This is a genomic window from Chitinophaga fulva, from assembly GCF_012927205.1.
GTDB lineage: Bacteria > Bacteroidota > Bacteroidia > Chitinophagales > Chitinophagaceae > Chitinophaga > Chitinophaga fulva.
Genome location: NZ_JABBGC010000003.1, coordinates 1,216,383 through 1,238,834 on the forward strand (window position 1 = coordinate 1,216,383; position 22,452 = coordinate 1,238,834).

The 22,452-nt window shown below is 50.9% G+C and carries 18 protein-coding genes; 14 read left to right on the plus strand and 4 right to left on the minus strand.

The genetic code is table 11. From position 1 onward, the window contains the following. Positions 1–17: 17 nt before the first annotated feature. Both HHL17_RS28260 and HHL17_RS28265 read left to right on the plus strand, forming a co-directional pair. The gene (locus HHL17_RS28260; protein WP_169228175.1) at positions 18–1,556 is read left to right on the plus strand and encodes a DHA2 family efflux MFS transporter permease subunit; all 1,539 of its coding nucleotides are present in this window, start codon (positions 18–20) and stop codon (positions 1,554–1,556) included. An 87-nt stretch (positions 1,557–1,643) separates the two neighbouring features. Further along, positions 1,644–4,109 (plus strand): YfhO family protein, encoded by a 2,466-nt coding sequence (locus HHL17_RS28265; protein WP_169228176.1) that lies wholly within the window; start codon positions 1,644–1,646, stop codon positions 4,107–4,109. Positions 4,110–4,384: 275 nt separating this feature from the next. Here the strand turns inward: HHL17_RS28265 and HHL17_RS28270 are convergent, their stop codons facing one another. Then, positions 4,385–4,993: a hypothetical protein gene (locus HHL17_RS28270; RefSeq protein ID WP_169228177.1), complete on the minus strand. Its 609-nt coding sequence runs from the start codon at positions 4,991–4,993 to the stop codon at positions 4,385–4,387. 455 nt (positions 4,994–5,448) lie between these two features. On the opposite strand from HHL17_RS28270, the gene HHL17_RS28275 reads away from it, so the two are divergent. Beyond that, complete coding sequence (locus HHL17_RS28275; RefSeq protein WP_169228178.1) at positions 5,449–5,718, plus strand: hypothetical protein; 270 nt, start codon at positions 5,449–5,451, stop codon at positions 5,716–5,718. Between the two features lie 175 nt (positions 5,719–5,893). Then, a complete protein-coding gene (locus HHL17_RS28280) occupies positions 5,894–6,250 on the plus strand; it encodes a hypothetical protein (protein ID WP_169228179.1) in 357 nt (118 codons plus the stop codon). Positions 6,251–6,282: 32 nt separating this feature from the next. Here HHL17_RS28280 and HHL17_RS28285 read toward each other — a convergent pair whose 3' ends face one another. Together HHL17_RS28285 and HHL17_RS28290 are read right to left on the minus strand one after the other, a co-directional pair. Continuing rightward, entirely contained in the window at positions 6,283–6,825 is a 543-nt protein-coding gene (locus tag HHL17_RS28285; RefSeq protein WP_169228180.1) for a GNAT family N-acetyltransferase, read from the minus strand. A 71-nt stretch (positions 6,826–6,896) separates the two neighbouring features. Continuing rightward, entirely contained in the window at positions 6,897–7,523 is a 627-nt protein-coding gene (locus HHL17_RS28290) for an RNA polymerase sigma-70 factor (RefSeq protein ID WP_169228248.1), read from the minus strand. A gap of 118 nt (positions 7,524–7,641) precedes the next feature. Here HHL17_RS28290 and HHL17_RS28295 point away from each other — a divergent pair, with 118 nt between their 5' ends. The 5 genes from HHL17_RS28295 to HHL17_RS28315 all read left to right on the plus strand — a co-directional run bounded on the left by HHL17_RS28295 (position 7,642) and on the right by HHL17_RS28315 (position 15,899). Further along, the gene (locus HHL17_RS28295; protein WP_169228181.1) at positions 7,642–8,640 is read left to right on the plus strand and encodes a FecR family protein; all 999 of its coding nucleotides are present in this window, start codon (positions 7,642–7,644) and stop codon (positions 8,638–8,640) included. A gap of 292 nt (positions 8,641–8,932) precedes the next feature. Next, positions 8,933–12,331: a SusC/RagA family TonB-linked outer membrane protein gene (locus HHL17_RS28300; RefSeq protein ID WP_169228182.1), complete on the plus strand. Its 3,399-nt coding sequence runs from the start codon at positions 8,933–8,935 to the stop codon at positions 12,329–12,331. 11 nt (positions 12,332–12,342) lie between these two features. Continuing rightward, positions 12,343–14,052, plus strand: coding sequence for a RagB/SusD family nutrient uptake outer membrane protein (locus HHL17_RS28305; RefSeq protein ID WP_169228183.1), 1,710 nt, complete (start codon positions 12,343–12,345; stop codon positions 14,050–14,052). 1 nt (position 14,053) lies between these two features. Beyond that, complete coding sequence (locus HHL17_RS28310; RefSeq protein ID WP_169228184.1) at positions 14,054–14,761, plus strand: basic secretory protein-like protein; 708 nt, start codon at positions 14,054–14,056, stop codon at positions 14,759–14,761. A 202-nt stretch (positions 14,762–14,963) separates the two neighbouring features. Continuing rightward, positions 14,964–15,899 carry a DMT family transporter gene (locus HHL17_RS28315; RefSeq protein WP_169228185.1) on the plus strand — a complete coding sequence of 312 codons (936 nt, stop codon included), beginning with the start codon at positions 14,964–14,966 and terminating at the stop codon, positions 15,897–15,899. 291 nt (positions 15,900–16,190) lie between these two features. Here HHL17_RS28315 and HHL17_RS28320 read toward each other — a convergent pair whose 3' ends face one another. Beyond that, entirely contained in the window at positions 16,191–17,978 is a 1,788-nt protein-coding gene (locus HHL17_RS28320) for a hypothetical protein (protein WP_169228186.1), read from the minus strand. Between the two features lie 102 nt (positions 17,979–18,080). Here HHL17_RS28320 and HHL17_RS28325 point away from each other — a divergent pair, with 102 nt between their 5' ends. The 5 genes from HHL17_RS28325 (at position 18,081) to nosZ (ending at position 22,403) form a co-directional block, all read left to right on the plus strand. After that, on the plus strand, positions 18,081–18,512 hold the full coding sequence (locus HHL17_RS28325) for a 6-pyruvoyl trahydropterin synthase family protein (protein ID WP_169228187.1): 432 nt from the start codon (positions 18,081–18,083) through the stop codon (positions 18,510–18,512). Between the two features lie 47 nt (positions 18,513–18,559). Beyond that, entirely contained in the window at positions 18,560–19,018 is a 459-nt protein-coding gene (locus tag HHL17_RS28330) for an RrF2 family transcriptional regulator (RefSeq protein WP_169228188.1), read from the plus strand. A 260-nt stretch (positions 19,019–19,278) separates the two neighbouring features. Further along, positions 19,279–19,794, plus strand: a complete 516-nt coding sequence (locus HHL17_RS28335) for a flavodoxin domain-containing protein (RefSeq protein WP_169228189.1) — start codon at positions 19,279–19,281, stop codon at positions 19,792–19,794. Positions 19,795–19,903: 109 nt separating this feature from the next. Further along, positions 19,904–20,404, plus strand: a complete 501-nt coding sequence (locus HHL17_RS28340; protein ID WP_169228190.1) for a c-type cytochrome — start codon at positions 19,904–19,906, stop codon at positions 20,402–20,404. Between the two features lie 25 nt (positions 20,405–20,429). Beyond that, positions 20,430–22,403, plus strand: coding sequence for a Sec-dependent nitrous-oxide reductase (nosZ, locus tag HHL17_RS28345; protein WP_169228191.1), 1,974 nt, complete (start codon positions 20,430–20,432; stop codon positions 22,401–22,403). Positions 22,404–22,452 lie beyond the last annotated feature (49 nt).

The following is a 22,452-nucleotide window of genomic DNA, read 5'->3' on the forward strand; positions in this document are numbered from 1 at the left end:
AAAATATACCAATCGGTATGAAAAGTAAAATACTGGTGGTCGCGGTCATAGCCGCGGCCATCATGGAACTGATAGACACGTCCATCGTCAACGTAGCCTTGTCACACATGAGCGGTAACCTCGGCGCCACACTGGAAGACACCTCCTGGGTGATCACCGCCTACGCCATCGCCAACGTGATCATCATCCCCATCACCAGTTTCCTCGCGGCGCGGCTGGGACAGCGTAACTACTACATTGGTTCCATCCTGGCTTTTACGTTCTTCTCCTTCATGTGCGGACAAGCCAGCAACATCTGGACACTGGTGCTCTTCCGCTTCCTGCAGGGCATAGGCGGCGGCGCACTGTTGTCGGTATCACAGGTGATCGTGTTCCGCCAGTTTCCGAAAGAAAAACAGAACGTGGCCAGCGCCATCTTTGGGATAGGCGTATTCGTTGGACCGACCATCGGTCCTACCCTCGGCGGCTACATCACGGAATTCTACAGCTGGCCGTGGATATTCTACATCAATGTACCTATCGGTATACTCGTTGCCGTTGTTTGTTACATGCTCCTGGACGAACCACCGCGGCAAACACAGTCCACCCGCATCGACTGGACCGGCATCATCCTGCTGGCTGTTGGCGTGAGCGCTTTGCAAACAGTACTGGAACGCGGCGAAACAGACGACTGGTTTGAAGCGGCGTACATCACCTGGTTGAGCGTGATAGCCGTATTCGGCATTGGTATTTTTATCTGGTGGGAATTACGTATAGCCCATCCCGTAGTAAACCTGCGGGTACTGAAAAGCCGGAACCTCAGCGTGGGCGCCATCCTCACTTTTATATCGGGCACCGGTATGTTTGCCTCGGTATTTCTAACACCGGTGTTTGCCCAGCGCCTGCTTTATTTCACGCCACTGCAAACAGGCATGTTGTTGCTGCCCGGTGCTTTCCTGGCCATCGGCGGACTCGTGATCAGCGCACGCCTGCTGCAACGCGGCCTGTCGCCTTTATACCTTATCCTCACCGGTATGAGCATGTTCATCCTCTTCAGCTGGCAAATGTCGCAGTTGAACCAGAACGCAACATCAGCAGCCATCAGCGGCTCGCTGATATGGCGTGCGCTGGGCATGGCGCTGATGACGGTGCCGCTCACCACCCTGGCGGTTTCATCACTGCCGCCGGTGGACATACCACAGGGAGCGGCGCTCAACAACATGATGCGGCAACTGGGTGGCTCCTTTGGCATCGCACTGATCAACACCTATCTGGCGAAACGTAATGCACAACACCGTTACGACCTTGTGAGCCATCTCGATCCGTCTAATCCTGCCGTGTATAACCGCCTGCACGGCTATACGCAGTTTTTCCAGAGCAAGGGAGCGTCAGCATCGCATGCACATCAGCAGGCGGTGCAACTGCTCGATCATAGTATCACGCGGCAGGGCATGCTGCTCAGTTTCAGCGATGCTTTTTTGGTGATGGGGCTGGTGTTCCTGGTGTCGTTGCCGCTACTGCTGGTAGCCTCCGGCCGGAAAAAGAATACTCCTCCCGTAGTGGCGATGGACCACTAATGTTATCCTGTGCGGATTTTCGCCGGTCATACAAATTCATTATTTTGACGCCCGTCTGGCATTAACGCCAGTACGAAAAAATCAACAATGAATAACAACCGGATGAAAACCCTCTGGCTGCATGTGGCCGCCATAGCGCTTTTTGCGGGCCTGGCCCTGCTGTTTTGCAGCCCCGTGCTGGATGGAAAAGCCCTGTTCCAGTCAGACATGATGCATCATAAAGGCATGCAAAAAGAGGCACTGGACTTCTATAACACCACTGGTGAAATACCAATGTGGACCAACAGTATGTTTGGCGGAATGCCCACCTATGTGATCTTTACCGGTCCACCGGTGACTGTGATCTCCTATCTCAACAAACTGTTCACCCTCTGGCTGCCCAATCCGGCAGACATGCTGTTTGTGAATATGCTGGGCATGTACCTGCTGTTATGTGTGCTCGATTTCCGTTACTGGATAAGAATATTGGGCGCTATTGCCTATGGTTTTGCCACGTTCAGTATTATCAGCATGGAAACGGGCCATATCACCAAAGTGATGGCCATGGCCTATATGGCGCCGGTACTGGCGGGCATTATCCTCACCTATCGCGGAAAATGGATCGCCGGTGCCTGTTTAACAGCCATCACCACCAGCCTGCTTATCTATAATAACCACCTGCAGATCACCTACTACACGCTTATCATGGTGATGGGGCTCGTGATCAGTACTTTTATTTTTGCCTTTCGGGAGAAACAATTGCCCGCGTTCTTCAAGGCTTCGGCGCTATTGGCAGTAGCGGCCATACTGGCGATACTGCCCAATATGGACAACCTGCTGATATTAAAGGAATACACCCATTACACCATCCGCGGCAGCGAATCTGAACTGAGCAGCAAACAAAAGGGCCAATCTGGCTTGGATGTGGAGTATGCATTCCAGTGGAGTTATGGCCCGGGGGAAACATTTACCATGCTTGTACCCGGCGTGGTGGGCAATTCCACGGCAGAAAAACTGTCTGTCAATTCACATACCTACAAAGCGCTGACAACGCTGGGCGTACCGGCCGTGCAGGCAGAACAGCTGGCCAACAGCCGCCGGTGGCCACTATACTGGGCGGGGCAGCCGATGACAGCCGGACCTGTATACATTGGCGTGATCATTTGTTTGTTGACAGTACTGTCACTATTGATCATCCGTAGTCCGCACAAATGGTGGTGGGTAGCCGTGGCGGCCTTCGCCATCCTGATCAGCTGGGGCCACAACTTTGCAGCCTTCAATAACTTTTTGTTCTATCATCTCCCGTTATATAACAAATTCAGGGCACCTACCATGGCGCTGGTGATAGTGCAGGTGAGCTTTGTAGTGCTGGCCTGTTGGGCATTGCAGGAGCTGATAGACAACAAACTGCCCAAAGCGCAATTGATGCAGGCCCTGCAAAAATCTGCTGTTATCACCGGTGGCCTTGTCATCGGTGTGGCTATTTTCGGGCCGTTCATCTATTCCTTCAGTGGTCCTAATGATGCGTCTGTACTGCAACAGTACACGCGGATGATGGGCAGTAAAGATGCCGCCAATACCTTGATGGCAGCGCTGAGGAAAGACCGCAGCAGCCTGCTGTTCCGGGATGGTATCCGTGCGCTGGTACTGATCGCGATAGCCTATGGCGTATTGTGGGCTTATCTCAAAGACAAGCTGAAAGCCGCGCCGACACTGGTACTGCTGACGGCCATTGTGTTGTTCGATTTGTTCCAGGTAGATAAAAATTACATGAACGAAGAGAGTTTTATGAATCCTGATCAGCTGGCCACCTATATTTCGCCAACTGCTGCCGACGAAAAAATCCTCCAGGACAAAACCCCTTATTTCCGGGTACTGAATGCCACCACGAACCCGTTCCTCGATGCCAATACCTCCTACATGCATAAGTCCATCGGTGGCCAAAGCCCGGCCAAATTGTGGATTTACCAGGATTTGATTGAACATCAGATTGCCAAAAACAACCGTGCGGTGCTCAATATGCTAAACACCCGTTACATCATTGCCCCGGACCCGTCTACCGGTCAGCCGGTAGCGCAGTTCAATCCGCAGGCGCTGGGCAATGCCTGGTTTGTGAACGGCATCCACTGGGCCGCTAATGCAGATGCAGAGATGAGCGCCATGGACAGTTTTAATCCGGCTGATACGGTCGTGATTGACCGCCGCTTCCAGGCGCAGTTGGGCAATCTCGCGCCGGCAAAGGACAGCAGCGCTGGTATCGTTTTGACGAAGTATGGCCTTAATGATCTGCATTTCAGCAGTCACAATACGTATGATGGTTTAGCTGTTTTCTCCGACATCTACTATCCTGCCGGCTGGAAAGCCTATATTGATCACCAGGAAGCAGATATTATCCGGGTGAACTACGCCCTGCGCGGGTTAAAGGTCCCTGCCGGCAAACATGATATTGTGTTTGAGTTCCGTCCGAAAACATTTATCACTGGCCGTAAGATTGCCGCCGTTTCTTCCTGGATACTGCTAGCCATGGTAGCCGGGGGATTACTGTGGGAAAGCTGGCGCCGTTTCCGCCAGTAAAAAATATGGCCGGGGACCATCTCCCCGGCCATTGAGGTTAAAAAACTGTCCGTTTATTGTCCATTTCCGATTAGGCGAATCAGGCAGCACCTTCTGCCGGTATGAGAGCACCATCCGCCTCCCGAATGGCAGGATAACAGACGATATGCTATAACAATGGCTGAACGGCCTTTAACTGCGTACAGCAAAAGTAGCGCACCTGCACATCCACATTTGTAGCAATAATATTAAATCGTTGTAGTCAGATTACTACGGCCAGGGGTATACGGTCGTACTCAGGCCTTGCCGGAGGAGTTATTTTCAGCCAGCTGGCGCCGCGCCTGTTCCAGTTGAGCGATGGTTTTTTCCAGCGCTGCGGTACGTTCCGCCACCATGGCTTCCAGCTGGGTGGTCCGGATCTGTAGCAGCGCCCGTTCCTTCCTTTCCACTTTCAGTTTTTCCAGCGCCAGTTTGCGGGCGGCGGCCAGAGAATACACCACCGGGTATATAAAGGCACCCACCAATAGGCCACGGTAACTAAGCCTGAGCAGTGCCCTGCCAGGCGGCAGTTGCCGGAAGGGTGTCAGCGGATAATCTTCAAATGGCGAGAGGTAATAGAAAGCCACAGAGATAACAGCAGCGATACACAGCGTACCGGCCAGCCGAAGCCAGCGGGGCAGGTAACTGGTTTGTACCGCATAGGCCGCCACCAGCCACACAAGAAAGCACCAGCCAAAAATAATAGTTTGGGACCCTATCAGATTCACGGGGTCATTCCCCTGTCCTTCCCGCAAGCGTGCGCCCAATACAGAATTGGCCAACAGGAAGGTCAGAAACAGTCCGGGTACCCAAAACCATGCTGTTACGCGGGATGCCGCGTTGTCATATTCGGTGGTTTGCTGCATTGTCGGTAGGTGTTTGACGACAGCAAAGATAATCCCTGCCCGTCTAAAAAAGTAGCAGTGGTAGACACCACCGCCGTTAAAATGGATTATGTATTTGTTGAGATGGTGAGGCAGATTGTAGAAACAACGCCTCACAGTGGTTTAACCCTTAGAACTAATGTTCGGCGCCGATCCAGGCAAAAGTCCAGAGCAGCACCATAAAGAATACAAAGACAATGATGAACCATTTGAAGGAACCATCATGATCGTCGTAAAATGGATCTTCCATTGTGGTAATGATTTGAGGGAAATCATACTGCAGTGGACTGATTATTGGTATACCCGTAAGTGCTGAGAAAAAAATAGTCATTTTTATAACCCATAAATGCTATTTCATATCCACTATAGTCAATTTTAGAATAACAAACGGCAGATTAACCCCATGAGCTGTATTTTCCAATTCGAAACATTCAGAAATGGCAAAAGGAAAAGATCCCAGATTTGAGGCAGTGCGCACACTGATAGAGGGAGGTCAGATAAAAGACCTCAGAGGTATCTATGATATTATTCCAATGACCACCGTAGGAACGGCGGTAGGTATCCACAAGTCCACCCTGTACAAAAAGCTGATGAATCCCGGGTTATTAAAAATTGAAGAATGTATTTTATTGGGTAAAGCATTTGGATTGACGCCACAGGTTATCATGACACTGGCACTTAACCAGATGCATAAAAAATCCTCCTAAGCTTCCTACTTCCCTCCAGATTTACGGTTACCCCCATCCAGACGCGTGTTTTGGTGAATAAAAGTCAAAAACGTAAACACAATATACAACTTTATAAACAACTAATCCAATTTCATAAACTGTAAAGGCAATAAAAAGGATAACTCAGTTAATTTGAAAAACTGAGCATGTCACCATGGAAATTCCAGAATCAAAACGACATACACTTTCCGGATTGATCAGAAAGGGGATTGCCGAAGCCGCGCTTCCAGAGAAGGAAAGGAGCCTGGACCCTGGCATTTACAACTTTAGGACACTGTTGGCATACGTCAAGCATACCGAATTAACAAAAGACGCCGGTTTCAATAAAGCCACCCTTTCAAAAAAACTTGCACAGCCGGAACTGATGAAAATAGCCGAATGCGTGAAACTGGCTGCTGTACTGTATGTAACACCTCAGGAGGTAATGACCCTCGCACTGAATGAGATGAGCCTGCGCCTTCCGAAAAAACCCAAAGCGAAGAAAGCAGCGACTAAAAAAAAGACGCGATAATTTCCCGATCAACTATCTCCCCAGGCCTTGTTTTATAAGCCAGACAACGTTTTACACATAATTGTCGTGGGTTTTACTTCTTCCTTAAACCCGGGCAATTCCAGCCTTGTTTTCCCTGTCTTTACAAACCCGTTACGCTCATAAAACCGGATGGCCGTTTCGTTGACATCCACCACATACAATACAATAGTGGGCTTTTGTTTCTCTCGGGCGATCCCTTCTATCTTTTCCATGGCTATTTTACCAACGCCGGTACCTTTGGCGGCAGCCAGCATATAGATACGCTCCAGTTCCAGCGCATGGGGGAAAAGCGATGCCTGCCCCGCTTCCTTCAGCTGGTCATTGAGTTTGACGAAGCCCGCAGGCTGACCGTCTGCATAGATCAGGTAATAAGCCGTGCCTGGCTCCAGGATGTCCTTCGTCAGGCGGTCTGTAGAAAAAGAGCCGACAAGGTACTGCTCCAGCGCAGCAGCGGACTCCCATTGGTTAGTGAAATGTTGTGTATAAGCCGTTGTGCAAACATGATGCAACAGGTCTACGTCTTTCAGTTCAGCTACGATAAGATCGACATTCATTATTTTCTTATTTTGTTATTTCCTTATTTTTTTATTGAAAGGCGGGCCAATCCGCTATCAGGCGAATCAGTTCAAATCATGTGAATCATAGTTACCGCTATGAGCATCATAATCAGCTCATCGTTGATGGAAGCCCGAAGAATGCGGAGTGCTTTGCGCATATGTTGTTCCACGGTATTCACAGAAATGTGCAGTCGTTCGGCCACTTCCTTATTGGAGAGTTGTTCTTCGCGGCTGAGGAGGAAAACGGCGCGGCACTGATCGGGCAGCTGTTGTATTTTACGGCGTAACCTGGTTTCCAGTTCTTTCAGTTCCAGTTTATCAGGCCCGATGCCAGACGCTGGCATATAGTTTTCACGGAGAAGGGCTTCCTTCTTCAGTTGCAAAAGCTGTTGCCGGTGATGGTTATAGATACGGTTACGGGTGGCAATAAAGAGGTAGTTTTCCAGGACGGTATTTTCGGGTAACCGTGACTGTTGGCGGTAGAGTGACAGGAACACATCCTGTACCAGTTCCTGCGATGCCTCCATATGCCCGGTCTTTTTATAGGCCAGGTTCACCAGCCTGATATAATGACGGGCATAAAGCTGGTCAAAGGCTTTTTCATCGCCGTTTTGCCAGGACCGGAGCAGGGCTGTATCGGTATTTTCCGCGTGTGGTTCGATGGCTATACGATTTTTATCAAATCTAATAATTATTCACTTGTGTTGTACCCTTGTTATCTCCCTGCTTATCCTGAAAAAAAATTTCCGGACAGGATAACGGCAACAGATTAAATTGGTGTTATTTATTGTAGCCAGTCGCATCATTACCGTTATGGATGAACAAAATTTGTATGTACTGTTACAGAAATATAGTCAGGGGGCCTGTACTGAAGAAGAGCTTACAACGCTGGAAGCCTGGTATACCACGCTCGGGCAGGATTTGCCTGATGAAGTGATAGACCCGCAAAGCGAGGCAGCGCGGCAACTTACGCGGCAACAGCTGCTGGCATTAAGGGCCCGGTTGTCGGCCGCTCCTGCAGCAACACCGCTGACGGTAGTGAAACAACGCGCCTGGAGCAGGTTATGGCGCTATGCCGCCATCTGGACCAGCATACTGGTGCTGGCCGGCGCAGGCTACTGGTGGTACAGTAACAGCAGTGATCGTCCTGCCATCAGCGTACGGCGGTACGCCGACGGGCAAACGAATTTTGACCGTTACCTGACATTGCCGGACGGCAGTACTGTTGTGCTGCACCGGGGCAGCCGCCTTGTAGTACCGGAACACTTCAACGGCCCCTCAAGGGAGGTGACGCTGCTGGGTGAAGCCTACTTCGATATCCGGTCCGACAGCCTGAAGCCATTTGTCATCAATACCGGTCAACTGAAAACAACCGTATTAGGCACCGCTTTTAACATCAGCGCTTACCCGGAGCAGGCAGAGATAACGGTATCGGTTACACGAGGAAAAGTAAAAGTGGAAGACGGCACCAAAGTACTGGCCGTATTAACACCTGACCAACAAATCGTTTACAATATAAAAAATGCAGCCGCCCGCCAGGAAGCCGTGAATGCGGCAGCCCGGGCCAGCTGGACCACCAACGAGATGGTTTTTGAAAACGCCACTTTTGAAACCATCGCCAATACACTCAGTAAACGTTATGAAGTGAACATACAATTCAGTGATGACGCTTTAAAACAATGCCCTGTCCGTGTATCATTTGCAGGTACTGAATCGCTCGAAGAAGTCCTCGATGTGATCTGCGGTGTCAGAAATGCCACGTATAAAATAGAAAACGGCCGCGACGTGCTCATAAAAGGCAAAGGCTGCTAAGACGACGATAAAAACACATCATTCAAAACCAAAATTGATAACTGTAAAAAGTTAAATGGACAAAGTACGCCCTGTTTGCTAAATCAATTTAGCATCAAAATCAGCCACCAGTGCGCCGTTACTGATTCTATGCATCACTAAAATCTACATCGCATGAAACCACATTGATCACTATCAAACAACACGTTCTGAAGTAAAACACTTTAATCAGCCCAAAAGCTGACAGTCGAAACAGCATCACCATGCTGTTAACGGCTACCTATTTCCTAACAATTTTAAAAGAATGCCCGTTATGCACAAGTTCTTAGCTGTGACCACACAGCTGACTGCCACGCTATTGCCCTGTATGTTCCGCCAAGGCCGGCACATGGCAAAAACCATTACCCTGGCCATGCTCAGCATCCTGTTACTGTCGTCTGTACTCTCTGCCTCCCCTGGCAGAGCACAAGACATCTCTACCAAACAAATTACCCTGACACTGAAAAATGAAACACTCAAAAGTGCGCTCGGTAAAGTGGAAAGCCTGTCAGGCTTCCGCCTCGCCTATCCGCCGGAACAGGTAAACCTTTATAAAAATGTAAGTCTGCCTAAAGCCACCCGCAGCGTTAAAACAACACTGGAGCTGCTGCTCACAGACACTTACCTGAACTTCCGGCAGTCAGACAACATCATCATCATTTTTCGCCCGTCAGAACAAAACGGCCATACCGCGGATACCACGGTACGTCCGGCCCCCCAGGCCGGCAACGGCGCGATGCGCACCATTATCGGCTCGGTTATGGAAAACAAAACCAACGTGGTACTCCCGGGCGTTTCTGTACAGGTAAAAGGCACCAGCAGAGGTACCCAGACACAAAGCGACGGTACCTACAGCATACAGGTGCCTGCCAACATGAGAACACTGGTGTTCTCCTTCATCGGTTATGAAACCAGGGAAGTGGAAATATCCGCCTCCAACCAAACCGATGTGACCATGACACCCTCCAGCCTCGGCCTGAAAGACGTAGTGGTAGTAGCTTACGGTCAACAGAAAAAAGCCACCGTTACCGGCGCGATCGCTTCTATCAGCACCAAAGAACTGGTGCAAAGCCCTGTGTCCAACCTCACCAACGCACTGGCAGGACGCCTTCCCGGCCTCATCACCACCCAACGCAGCGGTGAGCCCGGCGTAGATGCCAGCAACCTGTATATCCGTGGCGTAGGCACCCTCAACGGCGCCTCCCCCATCATCATGGTAGATGGTATCGAAAGGCCGATGGATTATGTAGACCCGAACGATATCGAAACCCTCACCATCCTGAAAGACGCCGCCGCCACCGCCGTACTGGGCATGCGCGGCGCCAACGGGGCCATCCTCATCACCACCAAAAGAGGCAAGGCCGGCGCCCCTTCCGTGAACTTCCGCGCATCAGCGGGCATCACCGAAGCTACCCGCCTGCCCGAATACCTGGGCTCCTACGATTATGCGTCCCTGCTCAACGAAGCACTGAAAAATGACGGCGCCCAGCCAGCCTTCACCCAGGCGCAACTGGACGGCTATAAAAGCGGGAAACTGCCCAACACCGATTATTATAAGTTCATCATGAAACCATCTACGGTGGCACAGGGCAACCTCAACGTCAGCGGTGGCAACAACATCGCCCGTTACTTCATCTCCGCCGGTTACAACGTGCAGGACGGCCTCTATGCCCATACCACCGAAAACCAGGACGGCTACACCGGCAACAATAACATGAAACGCTACAACCTGCGCGCCAACGTAGACGTGGACATTACCCCCGATCTGGCCGCACGTGTAGACATTGCCGGTATCATGACCGACCGCCGCGATGGTAACAACTCCGCCAGCACCATCATGAACCTGGCCAACCGCATGGCACCGATCTATCCTATCGTCAACCCCGACGGCTCCCTCTGGGGCAACGGTACCTTTCAGTCCAACATCCTCGGGGAACTGTCACAGAAAGGATACCGCCGCTGGTACAACAATACCGTACAGGGAACTTTTGCCCTCACCCGTAAACTGGACATCATCACCAAAAACCTGACGGCCAAAGTTTCCTTCTCGTACGACAACACCAACTCGCCTTCAGCTTCCTATACCCGTAACTACGCTGTATTTGAGCCGTTATACGATGCACAGGGCAACATCACCAGTTACAAACAGTCCGGCCAGGACACCAAAATAGACCCTAACGGCTCCTTCAGTGGTGGTGGCGCCAACCGCAGCACCTACCTCGAAGCTACCGCCAACTGGAACCGGCAGTTTGGCCGCCATGAAGCCACTGCCATGGTACTCTGGAACCGCCGTCTCAACGAAAACGGGTCATCCATTCCCAGGGCTTATCAGTCACTGCTCTTCCGCGGCACCTACAACTACCTACAGAAATACCTGCTGGAATTCAGCGCCTCCTATCAAGGCTCTGAGAACTTCCCCAAAGAAAGCCGCTACGGCTTTTTCCCTTCCATCTCCGCCGGATGGGTACTGTCTGAAGAAAGTTTCATTAAAGACAATATTCCGGCGATCAACTTCCTGAAAATACGTGGTTCCTATGGTGAAGTAGGTAACGATCAGGCAGGCAGCGACCGGTTTCTCTGGTTCACTTCCTGGGGCGGTGGCAGCCAGTATTATTTTGGCACCAATGCCAGTCAGGCTAACGGCTGGCAACAAGGCCCTATCGGTAACCCCGGCGTTACCTGGGAACGGGGCCGTCAGGCTAACGTGGCCATCGAGGCACGCTTCTGGAACAACCTGTTGGGCATCTCCCTCGATCTGTTCACCCAACGCAGAAGCAAAATCCTCATCCGCCGCAACACCCTCTCTGATGTATTTGGTCAGGATATCAAAGCACAGAACATCGGTATTGTGGACAACAAAGGATTTGAGCTGGAGCTGAGCCATGAAAACACTATCGGCAAAGTGCGGTATTTCATCAAACCCAACGTCACTTTTGCCCGTAACAACATTGTATACCAGGATGAAGTGGCGCGGGCCTATTCCTGGATGAAACGCACCGGTCACCCTATCGGCACCAAATTCGGCCTTATCTCCGAAGGTTTCTTTAAAGACCAGGCTGATATAGACAACAGCCCTTTCCAAAACTTCTCCGCCTATGGACCGGGTGATTTCAAATACAAAAAACTCACCGGCAAAGAATACGATTTCATTCAGTCCGACTTCGATGAGACGGCTATCGGTTACGCCCGTACGCCGGAGATCATGTTCGGCGCCACACTGGGAGCGGCCTACAAAGGCTTCGATGTGTCCCTGCTGTTCCAGGGTGCTGCCCATACCGACGTGATGCTCAACAACGAAGCGGTGTATGAATTTTTCCAGGGAGGCAAGGTGAAGCCCTTCCATCTGGGCCGCTGGACACCGGAAACAGCTGCCACCGCCACTTATCCGCGCCTGCACAGCAATACCAACGGCAACAACCACCGGGGCTCTTCCTTCTGGGTAAAAGATGCCAGCTATGTGCGTCTCAAAAATGCAGAGATAGGTTACCAGCTACCCAAAAACTGGGTGAAACAGGTGGGCCTCTCCTATGTTCGTTTCTACGCCAACGGAATGAACCTCTTCACCTGGGATAAACTGAAAGATTACCAGGTAGACCCTGAAATTGGCGATGGTAACGGTGCTATGTATCCTATTCAACGCATCTGGAATTTCGGTATCGATGTAAGATTCTAAAAATGAACGTTATGCAATATTCATCTCTCTATAAAAAAATCATTCTCCTCTGCGTACTGGCCACCCTCACCTTCAGCGCCTGCAAAAAAGGGTATCTTGACAGGGCCGCCACCACCCAGCAACAGGACAAGGACATCTTCACCAATTTTGCCATGACAGACCAGGTGGTCAACAACCTCTATTCCCGGTTGCGCGGCGCCTATACCTACCTCGGTGGTTATTCCATGTCATCCGGCACAGACGAGGCCAAAGACGCTTCCAGCTGGATGGCCTCTATGAGTTTCAACAACGGCTCCTGGTCCGGCAACAATAACCCTATCGGCAACACGTGGCGCGACAACTATGTCGCTATCCGTCAGGCCAACGCTATCCTGGAAGGCATCGCGCAATACAAAACCCCGGATGACGCCAACAACCCCGGCGCGCTGGGCAACCGTATCGGCGAAGTATATTTCCTCCGCGCCTATTACCTGGCAGAACAGGTACGTCAGTTTGGTGGTGTGATCATCGTTACCAAAACCATTGACCAGAACGATAAGCAGGCCCTTAACCAGCCACGCAGCGCTTATGATGCCTGTATCAATCAGATACTGGCCGATTGCGACGAAGCCATGAAACGGTTGCCTGTCAGCTATTCCTCCACGCAGATAGGCCGTGTTACCAAAGGCACCTGCCTTGCGCTCAAAGCACGCATGCTGCTGTACAGCGCCAGTCCGCTCTGGGCTATCGCCGGCAAAAACGGTTTCCTGGCCGATATCAGCTCCAACAACACCGCCTCCGATCCGGAGAAATGGCGCAAAGCTGCCGCAGCAGCCAAAGCCGTGATAGACCTGCAGACACCGCAGGGAGGCATCGCCTACCGGCTGGAAAACACGCTGGCAGACAGGCTGACCATGTTCACCAGCAATACCCTGTTGAGCCCCGAAGTCATCTGGGTACGGATGAAAGAAACCAACCAGGACTATGACCGCTACATCTTCCCCTACGGCAGCAACGGCTGGTCCGGTTGCTCTCCCACACAGAACCTTGTAGACGACTATGAAATGGCCAATGGCCTGCCCATCAGCGATCCCGCTTCCGGCTACGATCCTGCCCAGCCTTACGTTGGCCGCGATCCCCGGTTCTACACCGACATCAGTTACAACGGCGCCCCCTGGAAAGGAAGGAAAATAGAAACGTTTGAAAGAGGGAAAGACGAACAAAGCACACAGACAGACCATAGCCGCACCGGTTACAGCTGCCGCAAACTGGCCAACGAAAGCATCACGATCAACCAGGGTCCCGGCCGCGATGTACACGGCATCCTCTTCCGGTTGGCGGAATTCTATCTCAGCTATGCAGAAGCACTCAACGAATACGATCCCGGTAATGCCGACATCGCCAAATACATCAACCTGATACGCACCCGTGCCGGTCAGCCATCACTGCCCACAGGGCTCACCCAGGCCGATATGCGTAAACGTATCCGCAATGAAAGAAGAATAGAGCTGAGCTTTGAGAACCATCGCTTCTGGGATGTACGCCGCTGGAAGATCGCAGAGAACACCGAAAAAACCATATGGGGCATGCGTCCCATTGCCGATGCCACCGCACCGGGCGGCTATCGCTATGAGCGCTTTAAAGTGGAAGACCGCTTGTGGCGCAACGCGATGTACGTGATTCCCATCACAACAGACGAAACCCTGCGTAACACACAGTTAAAACAAAATGAGGGCTGGTAACATGAAAACGATCCGATTACTCATACTCAGCACTGGCCTGTTCATCCATGCATGTGCCCACGACAACAGCACTCCCGTACCGGAGGCCGCAACAATAGCCGTCACCACCGATTCCATTACCCGGGGCGACTATACGCTGGTGTTCATCAACCAGTCGCCAACTTTCGACAAACAGGTAAAAGAAAGAATGATCAATACTTTCTTCACCGTATACCCCGTGCTGGCCAATGCCTACAACCCCAACACACTGAAGAAAGTCACCTTTGTGATAGACCCCGCCTATACCGGTGTGGCCGCCACCAGCGGCGGCCGGGTGGTCTATAACCCGGAATGGTTCCGGCAACACCCCGGCGATATCGATGTGGTGACACATGAAGTCATGCATATCGTACAGGCGTACCCGGGAGGAGCTGGTCCCGGCTGGCTCACCGAAGGCATCGCAGACTATGTGCGTTACCGTTATGGTGTGGACAATGCCGGCGCCGGATGGGCCATGCCTGACTATAACCCGTCACAACGGTATGACAACAGCTACCGCATTACCGCCCGCTTCCTCGTATGGCTTGAAAAAAATGTCAACGACAAACTCGTCAAAACACTGGATGCAAACATGCGGGCCAAAACCTATTCCGCCGGCATCTGGCAGGCCCAGACAGGCAAAACATTAGAAGACCTGTGGCAGGACTACGCCAGCCGGCCAACTTTATAAATACCTGGAAAAATGTCATCCCGATTCATCGGAATGTAGTGATGCACGTTTTACAACGCCCCGGGCTTCCCGCCCGGGGCTATTCTTTTCTCCGGAACAGATAGGCGTTTCACTGCAGCCAGCGAAATAATAACCCTGAAAAACAATTTTGTTTTTTTTATATTAATGCAGCAGCTCCGCAAGTGCGGACAGAGAACCCTTTATGAAAAAAACATATTTCATCTTACATTTTTCGGTCGTCATAGCCGCGTTTACCGGAATATTCGGAAAACTTATTTCGCTCAACGAAGGTCTGTTAGTCTGGTACAGGATATTCTTTTCGTTTGTCTGGTTGTTTTTTATTGTGAAACTGTTCAGGGTAAATACAGCCATTACCACGCGTGAGAAGTTGGATATCGCCAAGATCGGTTTACTGATCAGCATTCACTGGATATTCTTTTACGGCAGTATCAAGTACGGCAATATTTCTATTGGGGCTGTCTGCTACTGCCTCACCAGTTTCTTCACCGCCATCTTTGCGCCCATCATTAACAGGAAGAAGTTTGCGGTCACGGAATTAGTGTTAAGTCTCTTTACACTCCTGGGCATCAGTCTCATTTTTCATTTCGACGTGTCTTACCAGCTGGGCATAGCGCTGGGCACTATTTCATCGGCGTTTGCCGCGTTGTATACGATTTACAATGAGCGGCTGGTGAAAAAGTACGACAGTAAACTGATCAACTATTACCAGATGATGGGCGGCACCATTGGCTGGGGTATTCTATTACCGGTTTACCTTCACTACTTTCCGGTGAAAAGTATTCTTCCCGGCATGGAGGACACCGTATATCTGTTACTGTTATCCCTGATCTGCACAGTTGGGCTGTATATCATGTTTGCAGAGTCTTTAAAGAGGATTCCTGCTTTTACGGTAAACCTGAGTTTCAATATGGAACCGATTTACGCGATCACCATGGCTTTCCTGTTTTTTGGAGAAGGTAAGCAAGTAAATGGTGCGTTTTATGTGGGACTGTTGCTGGTAGGTGTTTCTGTGATTTTGCAAACGGTGATTTCGGTGCAGCAAAAACGCCGGTTGGTTCGGAATGCCGGGGTTTTCGAGGTTTCGGGGGTTTCAGATGATATACGTGATTCCCATTAATCCCATTAATCCCCCATTAATCCCCCATTAATCCCCCATTAATCCCAGGGCTGAAGCCCTGGGCTACGTTGTTTTTCAAATTCTTCCGATGATGGGTTTCTGTCGTTGATAGAAGGTCCTGACTAAAGCCCCAGGCTACGTTGTAGTGCTACGTAAACTAAAGTGTTTATCATTAAAAGAAATTGAAGAACAACGTAGCCCAGGGCTTCAGCCCTGGGACCTTTTATGTGAGGACGTATGCTTCAATAATATGTATCACATCCGTGATTCCCCATTAAACCCTGCGACCTTTTATACGAGGGCATATGCCTCAATAATATTCGTCAGTTGCAGATTAGCCTGTTCCAGGTCTGTTAATAATTCTTCTGGTGGCAATACGCCTGTTGTTGTCAGGTGGTGATAGTAGTCGATGCCTTTGGTGAGTTGTTCACTGAAAGTGCGGAAATACTTTTGCTGTTGCGTCAGCGTGTCTTGCCGACGGGCTTTTTCCAGTTGCTCTGTCAGGTAGTCCAGGTACAGCTTCAGTTCTGTGATGAACATATGTGGCCTTGCGTTTCCTTCCAGGATATCCTGACGGCCATAGATATGATCGGTCATTGTTTGCAGCGACACTTCTTTATTGAAATACGCGATGCCCGGACCGGGGCAGATATTGACAGTGTGACGGCCTTTCACGAAAGGCTGTTCATATTCAATAGCGGCCGCATTGCTAAGGCCTACACATAAACATTCCTTGTCCAGCACCGACTCCAGTTGTTCCAGGTACACATCTTCCGGCAGCTGGAGCGATTGCAGCTGCGCCACCTTAAGGCGTTGATACTGGCGGGAAGCCGTACAGATAGGCTTTTCCGTGAACTCTGTATTAAACGACAGGTGTTTCTCCGTGCAGGGGCTGCCGGGCTTTCCGGCCTGGATACGTGCCAGCCGCTCTTCTTCAGCCGTGCTGCCTTTCAGGTAATGAAAGCGTGCGCCCAGCGGGGAATGGTAACTAAGGGTGAGGTCTGCGGTGGTAGCTTCGCGCAGGCGTTGCCGTGTGTCAGCGTCCACCGTGGTGGCTTCCGGTACCAGCAGGAAAGGCGTGCCCCATCCGGTGCTGTCCAGTCCGTAGTAGGTGTGCAGCAGCTGATCTTCCGCAGCGGTGCCAATGCCGCCCTGTGCGGAGATCTTCAACGGTGGGGCCGACTGAAAGGTGGTGAGCCCTTTATTGGCCAATGCAGGGTTGTAGAGGGCAAATAATGTGTCGATGAGTTCCTGTCTGCGCAGTTTGAACTCTTCCATAATAGGGCCCATCAGCGTACCGTCTGACGGGAAGGCGTGCCCGCCGCAGTTCAGCCCGGACTCTATCCGGAATTCGCTGACCCAGATGCCTTTTTTAGCGAGGTATTTTCCCTGTATCAGGGCAGAACGGAAATCGCTGACTTTGACGATGATTTTTTTGCTGAAGTTACCAGTTGCATCCGCATTGAACTGCGGACATTTCTCGAGGTAGTTGTACAGGCGGGGATTCATTCCGGCGGAAAATACGATGGAAGAATCTGTCAGGTCACTGTTGACATACCCTCTGAGGGCAGCTATCGCATCGGAGCCGTCGGCGATGGGCTGCCCGTTTTTATCGAAGTTGTCCTTATCCGTTTTTGTCATGATGTTGACATCGATGCTGCCGGGCTTGACGGCATTGCTGAGCCGGGACGCTAATGTGGCCTTCTCGCCGGCGTCTGTTGTGCTGGTCATTTGCCGGTACATGTGTTTCAGCGGATGCTGTTCCGGCAACATGTCAAAGTAGCGGACTATTTCAGAGCCGGCCTCAAAGGCTTTGTTTTTGAGCTGCTCCACCTGTTCCTTCACGATGCGGTTCACCAGGTTCAGATAATCAGTAATACGCCGGGCCCGGTAGTCTGGTTCCGTTGCCGGAATGGGCCGGTACGTCTCCCCTACTGTCGGATAATAATGGCTCCGCATCATTTCAATGAGCCGGTCTTCGATGATGGAAATGACAGAAGAGATGCCAAACCGCGCCACTTTAACAGGACTGTCGATCGTATAAGCCAGTCCCATCACAGGTATATGGAATGTGTGCATGTTGATGAAATTGTTTCAGGCAGCAATATTAGTAAAAAAGGACACAAATATCCTTTTTTAAATGTACCTTTGGTTAATTCTTACAAACAACAGACTGGAGATATGTTACAGCTGACGAAAATATTCAGTTTTGAAACGGCGCATGCCTTACACGAATACAATGGAAAATGCAAAAACATTCATGGGCATTCCTATAAGTTGCACGTAACGGTGCGAGGCCGGAGCGAAAGTGAAGACTACCTTCCTGCACCGGGGATACTGGTGGATTTTAAGGTGATCAAGGAGCTGGTGCAGCAGACTATTGTACAGCATTTCGACCATCGCCTGATCCTGTCGGCCGCCTATATGCTGGACCATCCGGGTTGCAGCACACAGGAGAACTTGTGGGTATGGGACATGGAGCCGTCAGCGGAAAACATGGTCTTGTATATGCAGCGGGCATTACGGGAAGTATTACCCGAAGAGGTAGTACTGGCAGGCCTGCGGCTCTATGAGACCAGTGATTCCTATGCGGAATGGGTGCCGGCGGTTTGACCGGTACCTTATTTCTTGTTATCTTGCAATCGTCATGATTTGATATTATGTTGTCGAAAACTGCTGAATACGCCCTGAGAGCAACGATTTACATTGCGCTGAAAGGGTCGGAAGATAATAAGCTGGGGATCGAGGAAATAGCCCAGGGCATTGATTCACCCAAATCATTTACGGCCAAGATACTACAGCTGCTCACGCAAAACAACCGCGTGATCAGTTCCGTGCGTGGCCCTAATGGCGGGTTTTTCCTGACAGACCGCGCTCGGAAACTGCCGGTAAAAGCCATCCTCGAAGCCGTAGAAGAAGAAAGCGTGATCACCAAATGTGTACTGGGCCTTAAAGAATGCTCCGAAACAAGGCCCTGCCCCATGCATACCCAATACAAGGCCATCAAAAAACAGCTGAAACAGATGTTCGAAAAAACATCCATCCAGCAGCTGGTAGACGAATTCAATAAAGGCAACTACTTTATTGATAACCTGAAAGGTGTCCGTAAACCCTGTTAACCCCCGTTCATTTCCCAATCCATACATTTTCGTATACCCGGTGAGGTTATCCATCCGGATACCGTTGTTCATTTCATATGTCTACTGTCATGTGTTTTCCTGATTTATATCAGGTCAACTTTTTTGGCCGGTATATTAAAAGAAGATATTTTTGTCCTTAAATAAGAAGGATATGATTATCCTTTACTTAAAGTAGCACGGGCAGCGTATGACAGCGCCTGTCCGCCCTATCAATGTGAAATGTTCAATACACTTTTGCTATGCACGGCATCATCATTTTCCAATCCAAATACGGGGCTACCAGGCAGTATGCCGATTGGCTCAGCAGGGCGCTACAAATACCGGCCATGGAAGCAGACACCGTCACCACCGCGCAGCTGGCAGCAGCCGACTTTCTGATACTGGGCACCAGCATATACATCGGTAAGATGTTGCTGAAAGGATGGCTGGAACAAAAGACACCGCTGCTAAAAGGAAAGCCGCTGTTCCTTTTTACCGTATGTGCCACCAAGGCCGACAAACAGGAAAAACTGAATCTTTATGTAGTACAGAATGTGCCGGCGCCGCTCCTTGTCCACTGCCACCGTTATTTCCTCCCGGGCAAAATCCAGTACCGCGAACTGTCGCTGGCCGATAAGCTGAAAGTCCGTGCCGGCGGCCTCATGGCACGGCTCATGGGCAAACCGCTCGACGTATCGGATTTCAACCGGATCGACGAAACCCTTGCCATGCCACTCGTAACCGATGTTCAACAGTTTTATCAATACCAATCCTAAATACAGCAACGGATGTTCGACAATTCTTCCTGAACGATTTTTTTTATTACAATAATAAAGGACAAAAACATCCTTATTAAATCTCTTCCTAAACAAAAAAATCGATATCATGAAACAAGTATCCCTCCTGGCGACAGTCGCAGCAACGGCGCTGCTGCTCTACAGCTGCGGATCCACGCCGCAGCAGGCCGACACGGAGAAACCGGCGACTGACAACAGCATGGCCGCTACCACTCCCGCTGATCCCGCACCGGCAACAGCTGCCGACGCCGCAAAAGGCAAAGGCAAATTCACCACCGTAGCACTCACCGATCCGTTGGACCAGAAAATGATCGCCAGCGGCAAAACCACCTACGAGGTGAAATGCGCTGCCTGTCACAAACTCTCCGGTGAAAAGCTGGTCGGCCCCGGCTGGAAAGGCGTTACCGAAAGAAGAAAACCGGAATGGATCATGAACTTCATCACCAACACCGATGAGATGATTGACAAAGACCCGGCAGCACAAGCCATGCTCGAAGAATGTATGGTACGCATGCCCAACCAGCACCTTACCGACGATGAAGCCAGACACCTGTTGGAATACATGCGGGCCAACGACGGTAAAAAATAATTGCTGACACTCACTCCATCTACATATGAAAAGATTAAGCCTGATGCTGGGCCTGGCAGTCGCCACCACCGCTGCCATGCAAAGCTGCAAAATGAAGACCGCTGCCACAGCGGTGCAAGGCGACGCCGCCAGCAAAACCTACGTCGCCCCCGGCAAATACGATGAAATTTACAACTTCGTGTCCGGCGGTTTCAACGGACAAGTATCCGTATACGGCCTGCCCTCCGGACGCCTGCTGAAAGTCATCCCCGTATTCGCGGTAAACCCGGAAAACGGCTACGGCTACAGCGAAGAAACAAAAGCCATGCTCAATACCACCAACGGCCTCATTCCGTGGGACGACCAGCACCACCTGGACCTGTCCCAGACCAACGGAGAACAGGACGGCCGCTGGCTCTTTGCCAACGCCAACAATACCCCGCGCGTGGCCCGCATCGATCTCACCACCTTTAAAACCATGGAGATCCTGCAAATACCCAACAGCGCAGGCAACCACTCCTCTCCCTTCATCACCGAAAACACGGAATACGTAGTAGCAGGCACCCGCTTCTCCGTTCCCCTCGGCTCTGAAGATGTGCCCATCAGCTCCTTCAAAGACAACTTCCACAGCACCGCCTCTTTTATCAGCGTAGATAAAACCTCCGGTAAAATGGACCTCGCCTTCCAGATCGTGCTGCCCGGTATGAACCTCGACCTGAGCCACGCCGGTAAAGGCCCGTCACACGACTGGTTCTTCTTCTCCAGCTATAATACCGAACAAGCCTATACGCTGCTGGAAGTAAACGCTTCCCAGAAAGACAAAGACTACATCGTAGCAGTGAACTGGAAAAAAGCGGAAGAATATGCCAAAGCAGGCAAAGGCAAAAAAGTTCCGGCCACCTATGCCCACAACACGTACGACGAGCACAAACAAACTGCTACATCAGAAATCAAAAATGAAGTGCTGCTGCTGGACCCGAAAGATTGTCCGGACATGATCTACATGATCCCCTGTCCTAAGTCCCCACACGGCTGCGATATAGACCCTTCCGGCGAATTCATTGTCGGCAGCGGTAAACTCGCCGCTCTCATCCCGGTATTCTCCTTCAACAAATTGACAAAAGCTATCGACGGCAAACAGTTTGAAGGCGATTTCAAAGGTATCCCCATCATCAAATACGAAGCAGCCCTGCACGGCGAAGTGCAGAAACCCGGCCTCGGCCCCCTGCATACCGAATTTGATGGTAAAGGCAACGCCTATACGTCTATGTTCCTCTCTTCCGAAGTAGTGAAATGGAGCCTGAAAGACCTGCAGGTGCTGGACCGCGTTCCCACCTACTATTCTGTGGGCCACCTCATGATCCCCGGCGGAGACACCAAAAAACCCGGTGGCAAATACCTGGTAGCCTACAACAAAATCACCAAAGACCGCTTCCTGCCTACCGGTCCGGAATTGGCCCAGTCAGCTCAACTGTATGATATCTCCGGTGATAAAATGCAGCTGATCCTGGACTTCCCCACCTTCGGAGAACCACACTATGCACAGGCATGTCAGGCCAGTCTGATCAAAGACAAACAGGTGAAATTCTATGATATCAACAAAAACGGTCATGACTATGTGGCCATGGGAGAAAAGAAAGCCAACGTGGTCCGCAAAGGCAACCGGGTAGACATCTACATGACGGCTATCCGCTCCCACCTGGTGCCTGATAACATCGAAGGCGTATTTGTTGGCGATGAGGTATACTTCCACGTCACCAACCTCGAACAGGACTGGGACATTCCGCATGGATTTGCCATCAAAAATAATCCTAATGCGGAACTGCTGATCATGCCGGGTGAAACCGTAACACTTAAATTCTCACCGGATAAACAAGGTATTTATCCGTTCTATTGCACCGACTTCTGCTCTGCCCTGCACCAGGAGATGTCTGGCTACCTGCGGGTATCCCCCAAAGGCGCCAACGTACCGCTTAAATTCGGTACCGGAGAAACCGTGACTTCCGTCGCAGCTAAATAAACAACCCCGCCGGCGGTGCTGTTCAGCACTGCCGGTCCTTTCAACAACT